10 protein-coding genes are annotated in these 8,681 nt (G+C 69.2%); 6 read left to right on the top strand and 4 right to left on the bottom strand.

Features of this window, described 5'->3' with window-relative positions; genetic code table 11:
* Positions 1-210: 210 nt before the first annotated feature.
* Positions 211-624, top strand: a complete 414-nt coding sequence (locus tag RT309_RS06965) for a VOC family protein (RefSeq protein ID WP_313356145.1) — start codon at positions 211-213, stop codon at positions 622-624.
* Between the two features lie 140 nt (positions 625-764).
* On the top strand, positions 765-1,772 hold the full coding sequence (locus RT309_RS06960) for an FUSC family protein (RefSeq protein ID WP_313356144.1): 1,008 nt from the start codon (positions 765-767) through the stop codon (positions 1,770-1,772).
* Here RT309_RS06960 and thrC read toward each other — a convergent pair whose 3' ends face one another.
* Positions 1,773-3,191 carry a threonine synthase gene (thrC, locus tag RT309_RS06955; RefSeq protein ID WP_313356143.1) on the bottom strand — a complete coding sequence of 473 codons (1,419 nt, stop codon included), beginning with the start codon at positions 3,189-3,191 and terminating at the stop codon, positions 1,773-1,775.
* A gap of 142 nt (positions 3,192-3,333) precedes the next feature.
* Here thrC and RT309_RS06950 point away from each other — a divergent pair, with 142 nt between their 5' ends.
* The gene (locus RT309_RS06950) at positions 3,334-3,792 is read left to right on the top strand and encodes a carboxymuconolactone decarboxylase family protein (protein ID WP_313356142.1); all 459 of its coding nucleotides are present in this window, start codon (positions 3,334-3,336) and stop codon (positions 3,790-3,792) included.
* Positions 3,793-3,832: 40 nt separating this feature from the next.
* Positions 3,833-4,735 (top strand): sigma-70 family RNA polymerase sigma factor, encoded by a 903-nt coding sequence (locus RT309_RS06945; RefSeq protein ID WP_313356141.1) that lies wholly within the window; start codon positions 3,833-3,835, stop codon positions 4,733-4,735.
* A 4-nt stretch (positions 4,736-4,739) separates the two neighbouring features.
* Here the strand turns inward: RT309_RS06945 and RT309_RS06940 are convergent, their stop codons facing one another.
* The 3 genes from RT309_RS06940 to RT309_RS06930 all read right to left on the bottom strand — a co-directional run bounded on the left by RT309_RS06940 (position 4,740) and on the right by RT309_RS06930 (position 6,379).
* Entirely contained in the window at positions 4,740-5,489 is a 750-nt protein-coding gene (locus RT309_RS06940) for an AAA family ATPase (RefSeq protein ID WP_313356140.1), read from the bottom strand.
* A gap of 78 nt (positions 5,490-5,567) precedes the next feature.
* Positions 5,568-6,074, bottom strand: a complete 507-nt coding sequence (locus tag RT309_RS06935) for a hypothetical protein (RefSeq protein ID WP_313356139.1) — start codon at positions 6,072-6,074, stop codon at positions 5,568-5,570.
* The gene (locus RT309_RS06930; protein ID WP_396654425.1) at positions 5,978-6,379 is read right to left on the bottom strand and encodes a hypothetical protein; all 402 of its coding nucleotides are present in this window, start codon (positions 6,377-6,379) and stop codon (positions 5,978-5,980) included. Before RT309_RS06930 ends, RT309_RS06935 begins: the two co-directional genes overlap by 97 nt.
* A 175-nt stretch (positions 6,380-6,554) precedes the next feature.
* Between RT309_RS06930 and RT309_RS06925 the strand changes: the two genes are divergently transcribed.
* Together RT309_RS06925 and RT309_RS06920 are read left to right on the top strand one after the other, a co-directional pair.
* Positions 6,555-7,436 carry a manganese catalase family protein gene (locus RT309_RS06925; protein WP_313356138.1) on the top strand — a complete coding sequence of 294 codons (882 nt, stop codon included), beginning with the start codon at positions 6,555-6,557 and terminating at the stop codon, positions 7,434-7,436.
* Positions 7,437-7,451: 15 nt separating this feature from the next.
* The gene (locus RT309_RS06920; protein ID WP_313356137.1) at positions 7,452-8,573 is read left to right on the top strand and encodes an FUSC family protein; all 1,122 of its coding nucleotides are present in this window, start codon (positions 7,452-7,454) and stop codon (positions 8,571-8,573) included.
* Positions 8,574-8,681 lie beyond the last annotated feature (108 nt).

Raw genomic sequence — 8,681 nt, 5'->3', positions numbered from 1 at the left:
GTTCTCGACCGGCGCTCGGCCTGAGCGCCGGTCGAGAACCCGGAGATCTCCCGAAATGCAGGAGGGATGCCTGACATCGCTCCTGCATTTCACGCGAACCACCGTGATTCGTGTGCCGCGTTGGCGGCAGGCATCAGCCATTGCGCAGGCCGGTGGCGCGGCGAATACTTGTGGACGCGGCGCCCGATTTCCGGCTGCGAAAGGAGAATCATGCCCATCCTCAACCCGTACATCTCGTTCCGCGACAACGCACGCGAGGCTCTTGAGCGCTACCAGCATGTGCTCGGCGGCGAGCTGCAGATCATGACGTTCGGCTCGATGCCGGAACTGCCTCAAGACCCGAGCGAGAGCGAACTCGTCCTGCACGGTCAGCTCACCACCGACGACGGCCTGATCCTGATGGCCTCCGACACTCCGGCGCACATGGAGTACCAGGAGCCGCAGGGCGTCGCCATCTCGATCAGCGGCACCGAAGTCGACCGGCTGCGCGCGATCTGGGACGGACTGCTCGACGGCGGCACCGCGACAGCGCCGCTCGGTGCCGCACCGTGGGGCGGCGATTTCGGCATGCTCGTCGACCGGTTCGGCGTCGCCTGGATGCTCTCGATCGACACCGAGCCCTGAGTCCCCGTGGATCGGCCGCACCGGGAGAATGGCGACTAGCGGCCCGAAAGCCGATGAACAGCGCCGCCCCGGCCCGCCCAATCGCCCACTCGCCCGCCTGCCCGCTCGCCCGCTCGCCCACCCGCTGGAAGAATGGACAGGTGAGCCTGTTCGCCTTCGGTCCTTCCCGCGGCCCGCGCTGGCAGCTCGGGCTGCAGGCGGCCCTCGGCCTCGCGGTGCCGATCGCAGTCATGACCCTGCTCGGTCAGCCGCTGCTGGGGTACATCGCCGCATCCGGAGCGTTCACCGTGCTGTTCGCCGGCTCCCTGCCGGTCGTCGAGCGGGCGGTGATGCTGCCGTTCGTGGCAGCCGGCCTCGTCGTCTGCGCCGCGCTCGGCGTCGCAGCCGCGCACGCGCCCCTGCTGATCAGCATCGGCATCGTGCTGATCGCGACCGTCAGCGCCGCCCTCGCCTTCGGGTTCCGGCTGGGCCCACCCGGCCCGCTGTTCTTCGTGCTCGTGTTCGGGCTGTCGGCCACCGTGATGCGATCCGCTCCGATCACGCCCGCGGGCTACGTCGCCGCGATCGCCTCCGGCTGCGCGTTCTCCTACCTCGTCGCCGTATCGCCGCTGCTGCTGGCGCGCGTACGCGCCCGTCACGCCCGCCCACTTCGGGAGCTCTTCCCCGGCCCGTCGTGGGACGCGGCTGCCCGGATGCTGGTCCTGCGCGTCGTTCTGGTGAGCGTGGCCGGCGTGATCGTGAGCCTTTTCCTCGACCCCACGCGCGCATACTGGATCGTCGGCGCCGCGGTCGCCGTCGTCGGCATCGCGTCGAGCAGACGCGCAGCGCTGCAGCGCGCGACGCACCGGCTGCTGGGCACGATTGTGGGTGCCGGCGTGTACGCGCTGCTCGCGCTGCTGCATCCGAGCGGTCTGTGGCTGGCGGCGCTGCTGGGTGCACTGCAGTTCTCGATCGAGCTGGTGGTCGTGCGCCACTACGCCCTCGCTCTGGCGCTCATCACTCCGCTGGTGCTGCTTCTTCTCGGCGCTGCGACCGGAAGCACGGGAGACATGTCGGTCGCCCTGGAGCGAGTGGTCGACACGCTGGCAGGCGCTGCGTTGGGCGCGGCCTCGGGATTGCTGCACCCCCGCCGACAACCGCGCGACTGATCAGCGCAGCGCGTGCTCCGCGACGAAGGCGCGCAGCTCCTGCTCGTCGTCGGCCATCTCGGTCACCCGCTGCGGGGCGTCCATCATCGCGCGCAGCTCGGGCGAGAACTCCAGCTCGACGCCGATCGCCTCGGTGATCGTCTCGGCGAACTTCTCGGGTCTCGCGGTCTCGAGCACGAGCATCGGCACCTCGGGCTCGACGTGCTCGCGGGCGACCTTCACGCCGTCGGCGGTGTGCGGGTCGATGATCTCGCCGGTCTCGTCGTACACCGAGCGGATCGTGGCGAGGCGGTCGGCGTGGGTCGACGTGCCGCTCACGATGCCGAACTCGCTCTCGAAGCGAGGCTGCTCGGCCGAGAAGTCGATGGCGCCGACGGCGTCGAGCGCGTCCCACGCCGCGACCACCCGAGCGGCGTCGCGCCCGACGAGATCGAAGATGAAGCGCTCGAGGTTCGATGCCTTCGAGATGTCCATCGACGGGCTCGATGTGGCGTGCGTGTCGGCGGCCGAGCGGGGGCGGTAGACGCCGGTGCGGAAGAACTCGTCGAGCACGTTGTTCTCGTTCGCGGCGAGCACGAGGCGGCGGATCGGCACGCCCATGCCCTTGGCGAAGAAGCCCGACAGGATGTTGCCGAAGTTGCCCGACGGCACGGTGAAAGAGACCTCGAACCCTGAGCGGAACTGCGGTTCGACGGCATCCGTCACCCGCAGCCATGCCCAGAAGTAGTAGACGACCTGGGCGGCGATGCGGCCGAGGTTGATCGAGTTGACCGCGCCGAGATTCTGCGCGCGCTTGAACTCGAGGTCGCCGGCGAGCTTCTTGACGAGGTTCTGGCAGTCGTCGAAGACCCCGTCGACGGCGATGTTGTGCACGTTCTCGTCGCGCAGCGAGTACATCTGCGCGCGCTGGAACGAGCTCATCCGCCCCTGCGGCGAGAGCATGAACACCGACACGCGCTCCTTGCCTCGCAGCGCGTGCTCTGCGGCCGATCCGGTGTCGCCCGAGGTCGCGCCGACGATGTTCAGCACGCGGTCCTTTTTCTCGAGCACGTACTCGAGCACCTGGCCGAGGAACTGCATCGCCATGTCCTTGAATGCCAGCGTCGGTCCCTCCGAGAGCCCGACGAGCGTGAACCCGCCGCCGATCGACCGCAGCGGCACCACAGCATCCGGGAAGTCCGCGTAGGCGGCGGCCGTCATCCGCGCGAGGTCGTCGCGGGGGATGTCGGTCGCGAACAGCGAGAGAACCTCGGTCGCGAGCTGCGGGTAGGTGAGGGCCCGCCAGCGCTCGAGCGTCTCGGCGTCGACCCTCGGCAGCTGCTCGGGCACGGCCAGGCCGCCGTCGGGCGCGAGGCCCTCGAGCAGCGTCTCGCTGAACGGCTGCGGCTGCATGCCGCCGCGGGTGGAGATGTACAGCACGAGGGCTCCTCGGGTCGTCGGGGTTCTCCATTCTCGCAGGATCGTCGCGGCGGAGAAGCCGGATGACACCTGTCACACATCGACTCCCTCGCCCGACACAGAGGTGAAGGCATCGACCGGATGCCCGTCAGGGAGGACCACCATGACCAGGATCGACATGATGCGCACGAACAAGCTCGGCTATGCGGCCGTGATCGGGATGGAGGCGTACGCGAGCAGGGCGGTTGAGAAGCGCCTGTACGAGCTCATCAAGCTACGCGCCTCGATCCTGAACGGCTGCGGCTTCTGCGTCGACATGCACGCGACCGCGGGAGCGAAGCACGGCATCCCGCAGCGGACGATGCACGCGGTCGGCGCATGGCAGCACGCCCGCGATCTCTTCGACCCGAAGGAGCTCGCCGCTCTCGCGCTCACCGACGCGATCACGAAGCTCGGCCCCGACACGGTGACCGACGAGATCTGGCAGGCCGCGGCCGAGCACTTCGATGACGCAAAGCTCGGCGCGATCGTGATGGCGATCTGCACGATCAACGTGTGGAACCGCATCGCGATCGCCACCGAGATGACGCCGCCGATCGACGACAAGCACCCGATCGTGTGAACCCCGACGTCAGCCGCCGCAGGGCGCTAGCGTGAAAAACATGACTGTCGCCACCCCTGCCGCCCTGGCCTGGGATGCCGAGCGCGGCCGGCTGATCGGCATCGCCTATCGGATGCTCGGCGATTTCGGACATGCCGAGGACGTCGTCTCGGAGGTCGCGATCGAGGTGCTGAAGGCAGAGCGGGCGGATGCCGCAGCGGTGCGCTCGTGGCCGGCGTGGCTGACGACCACGTGCGTGCGCCGCTCGATCGACCGGGTGCGATCGCTGGTCGCCGTGCGTGAGGAGTACACCGGGCACTGGCTGCCGGAGCCGGTGTCGACCGATCGACTGCCGGAGGATGCGGTGGCCGATCGCGAGCTGCTGTCGCTGACTCTGCTGCACCTCGCCGAACAGCTCTCCCCCGAGGCGCGAGCCGCTCTGGTGCTGCACCGCGCGTACGGCATGACCGCGGTCGAGATCGGCAAGATCCTCGAGAGGTCGCCGGCGGCGGTGCGGCAGCTGATCTCACGTGCGGAGCGGCGACTGCAGATCGACGAGCACTCCCCCGCGCCGCGGTCGGCCGACCCTGCGGCGCTCAGCGCGCTGATGTCCGCCGTGCAGCAGGGCGATCTCGACACCCTGCTCGATCTGCTGACCGACGAGGCGATCCTCTGGACGGACGGCGGCGGTGTCGTCGCCGCGACGCGCAATCCCATCTTCGGCGCCGAGAAGGTGCATCGCTTCTACGTCGGTGTTCGGGAGAAGACGGCGAAGTTCGCGCCCGATCTGCCGGTCTCGATCAGCCCGATCGAGGTCAACGGGGAGTTCGCCCTTGCGCTCACCCACAGCGGTCGCACCGATGTGCTCACGTTCGACTTCGATCAGGAGGGCCGGATCCGCGGCATCCGGCAGGTGTCGAATCCGCACAAGCTCACTCGAGCGTTCGCCCAGCCACCCGCCTGAGCGTTCAGTCGAGCAGGTGCCTCAGGTAGCGATCAGGATCGCCGAGGAACGACCGCCAGTGACGAACCAGCTCCAGCTCTTCCCAGGTCGTCTCACGCAGACCCCACTCGCCCACCTCGAGGATCGTCGCACCGGGCAGCGAGGCGAGCACTGGTGAATGGGTGGCGCAGAGCACCTGCCCGCCGTCGTCGGCGATGCGCCGCAGGACCGAGATCAGCGTGAGGGTCGAGGCGAACGACAGCGCGGCCTCGGGCTCGTCGAGGCAGTAAAAGCCGGGCGAGTCGAATCGAGTGTCGAGAAGGGCGAGGAACGACTCGCCGTGACTCATCTCGTGGAACGGGGCGTCTGCGTACGACGACGGGTTCTGCTCGAGGTACGTGTAGAACGAGTGCATCGTCTCGGCACGCAGGAAGAATCCCCACTGGCTCGCGCCGATGCCGCGCTCGATCCGCAGCCAGTCCGACAGCGGCGACTCCGTGGGCCGGGTGCTGTGACGGGCGTTGCGTGACCCGCCCTCGGGAGACAGCCCGTACGCCAGCGCGATCCCTTCCACGATGGTCGACTTGCCGCTGCCGTTCTCGCCGACGAGGAACGTCACGCCCGCCGAGAGGCGCATCCCGTCGCGCAGCAGCTGCGCGACCGCGGGGATGCGCGTGGGCCACCGCCCGCCCGGCTCGGGGGCGTCGTCGTTCGCGGTCACGGCGACGACCGGATGCCTGCGCCGCATCCATGCCGCCTGGCCGTCTGCGCTCATGCGCCCGACCCTATCCCGGGCGGCCGACGGACAGCGCGGGCAGGCGACGGACGGCATGGGCACCCGACGGGCGAGGGCTCATCCGCGTACGGGAAGAACCTTCGCCAGCTCGCGCCACAGATGCGCGATCGAAGCGGCGCCGCGTTGCAGCATCCGCAGGCCGACGCTCTCGTCGCTCGAGTGCCAGTGGTCTTCGGGAAGCCCTGTGCCGAGAAACAGGATCGGGGCGCCGAAGGTGCGGGTCAGCAGGTCGGCTGGTCCACCGCCCGCGTTGCCCATCCGTCCGCGCAGCGCCGTGTCGTACCCGCGGTCGAGCGCTCGCTCCAGCGCGCCGAGCAGAGGTCCGCGCGGCGTCTCGTACGGCTCCTGCCCGAGCGCTTCGCCGATCGAGAGCTCGTACTCGGCGTCGGCGGGCAGCACCGAGGCGAAGAAGCCGCGCAGCTGCTCGGCGACGGCGGGGATGCGCTGGTTCGCGGCCGTGCGGATGCTCAGAGTGGCTGTCGCATCCCGGGGGATGACCGAGCGGGCAGACCCAGCGGATCGCCAGCCAGCAGCGACATGACCTCGATCGACGGGCGAGCCCACAGCCGCTCCAGCACGGTGAAGTCGTCTTCGCCGCTGATCGTGCGCGTCTCGGTTCGGCGTATCCAGTCCTGCTCATCGAAGGGAAGTGCGGCGAATTCAGCGCGGCGCTCGTCGGTCACCTCCGCCACGTCGTCGTAGAACCCGGGCACGGTGACGCGAACCTGGGCGTCGTGCAGCGCTGCGAGCGCCTGGGCGAGAGTGGTGGCCGGATTGACCGTAGCCCCTGCGACGACCTCGCTGTGCACGTCGCGGTAGGGCCCGCGCACGGTCAGGGTGGCGTTGACCGTGCCGCGCATCGACGTCACCGGTGCCGGGGCATCCGCACGCCATTGCACGGTGTCCGAGGCGTTCCGCCCGTGATCCGCCCGTGATCCGACCGTGATTGTCGCAGGGGCCACGCGATCGCGAAAGCCCCTCCTCGGAACCCGATCCCAGGCGTTAGGTGGGCCATTCATCCCCCACGAGACGAAGGACGACACGATGTTTTTCCACAAGCAGGAACTGCAGTTCTCCGCGACGCCCGAGGCGCCCGATGCCATATACGCCAGAAAGCTGCAGGAGGTTCTCGGCGGGCAGTACGGCGAGATCACCGTGGCGATGCAGTACCAGTTCCAGGCCTGGAACATGCACATCCCCGGCAAGTACCGCGACCTGGTGTTCGGCATCGGCGCCGAGGAGATGGGCCATGTCGAGATGCTCGCGGTGATGATCGCCCAGCTCCTCGAGAAGTCGCCGCTCGGGATCACCGAAGACGCGGTGCAGGACGACCCGACGGTTGCCGCGATCGTCGGCGGCACCGACGTGCAGCACGCCATCGTCGCCGGGGCGGGAGCGCGTCCGGTCGACAGCAACGGCAATCCGTGGTCGGGCGCGTACGTCACGGCGAGCGGCAACCTGCTGGCCGACTTCACGTCGAACGCCAATGCCGAGATGCAGGGTCGCCTGCAGGTCGCGCGGCTGTACCACATGACCGATGACCACGGCGTGCGGGACATGCTCGCGTTCCTGCTCGCGCGTGACACGATGCACCAGAACCAGTGGGAAGCGGCAGTCGCAGAGCTGAAGGCCGAGGGCGCCGAAGAGCTGCCGGTGCCGAGCAACTTCCCGCAGTCCAAGGAGCACACCAAAGTGTCGTACCAGTACCTGAACTTCAGCGACGGACCCGCCGCTGCCGAAGGCACATGGGCGTCCGGCCCGACCCCGGACGGTAAAGGCGAGTTCAGCTACCACGAAGGTCCGACCACCAGCGCGCCGATGCCCCCGCACACGCGTCCGGATGCCAGGCTATACGGCACGACCGACATGCCGAACATCGTCGAGAAGGTCGCCGGCGCGGCACAGGATGCGACCCACACGGAGTGATCGAGAAGAGTGCGAATGAGAAGGATCCGCCTGCGTGGCGCAGGCATCGGATCGGCCGCGCGCGGCGCCGTCAGTCGCGCCCGCCTGCTCTTCGCCGCGAAGACCGCGCTCGCCGTCGGCATCGCGTGGGCCATCGCCCCGTACATGCCGGGCAGCGCGGACGAGTACCCGTACTACGCCCCGTTCGGCGCCCTGATCAGCATGTACCCGACCCTCATGTCGTCGGCGAAGACCGGGCTGCAGACGCTGCTCGGACTGGGAGCGGGAATCGGGCTCGCAACCCTCGTGCTGATGACCGTCGGGCCGAGCCTGTGGTCGATCGCCACGGTGGTCGGCGTCGGCGTCATCGTGTCGGGGACGGGTTGGTTCGGCGCCGGACGCGAGTACATCCCGATGGCCGCATTGTTCGTGCTGATCATCGGCGGGGCGGATGCCGAGGACTACTCCTTCGGCTACGTCACCCAGACTGCGGTCGGAGTGATCATCGGACTCGTCGTGAACATGATCATCCCGCCGGCACCGCTGCTCGCGGACGCGGCGGTCCGCATCGACGCCTTCCAGCAGCGTCTGGCCGCCCACCTCGACGACATCGCCGCCGCACTGACGGAGACCTGGCCGCCGGAGCGCTCGGATTGGATGGAGGACGCTGGCGCGATCGCAGAGACCAGCCGCTCGCTGCGCGACGCCCTGACCGAGGCCGATGAGAGCCGGCGGGGCAACCCGCGCGCGTGGCGCGGCCGCGGCGACACGAGTGACGAGCACGCCCGGCTGGAGGTGCTCGTCGAGGTCTCTCACCAGATCCGCGACGTCTCGGGGTGTCTCAGCGACACGATCAACGACCGTCCGTCGGCTTTCCCGCTCGATCCGGCCCTCGTCGACCCCCTTGCTGCCGCCTGCCAGGCGGTCGCCGATCTTCTCGGCGGAGCGGACGAAGACCCCGCGCGGCTGCATGACCGGGCTTCGGAGGCGGTGGACTCCCTGCTGCGGACAGTGCACTCGCGGTCGGTCGAGATGGATGCGGTGGCGGGCCCCGGTGTGCTCAGCGCGATGCATCTGCAGCGCATCATCAGCATGCTCGAGCCGCCGCCTGAAGCGGACGGCGAGAGCGATGGGCCGGGCGCTCAGCGCAGGCGGTAGTGCAGCAGCAGCTCGTCTCCCGCACGCAGCACCGTCTCGAGCCGGGCCCCGACCGGGAGCGCCCCTGCGGCGTCCCCGCGGACGATGCGCCCGGCATCCCCCGTCTCC

This window comes from Microbacterium sp. (genome assembly GCF_032084865.1).
Taxonomy (GTDB): Bacteria; Actinomycetota; Actinomycetes; order Actinomycetales; family Microbacteriaceae; genus Microbacterium.
The sequence above is the reverse complement of the archived record's forward strand: the minus strand, read 5'-3'. Positions and strand labels throughout refer to the sequence as shown.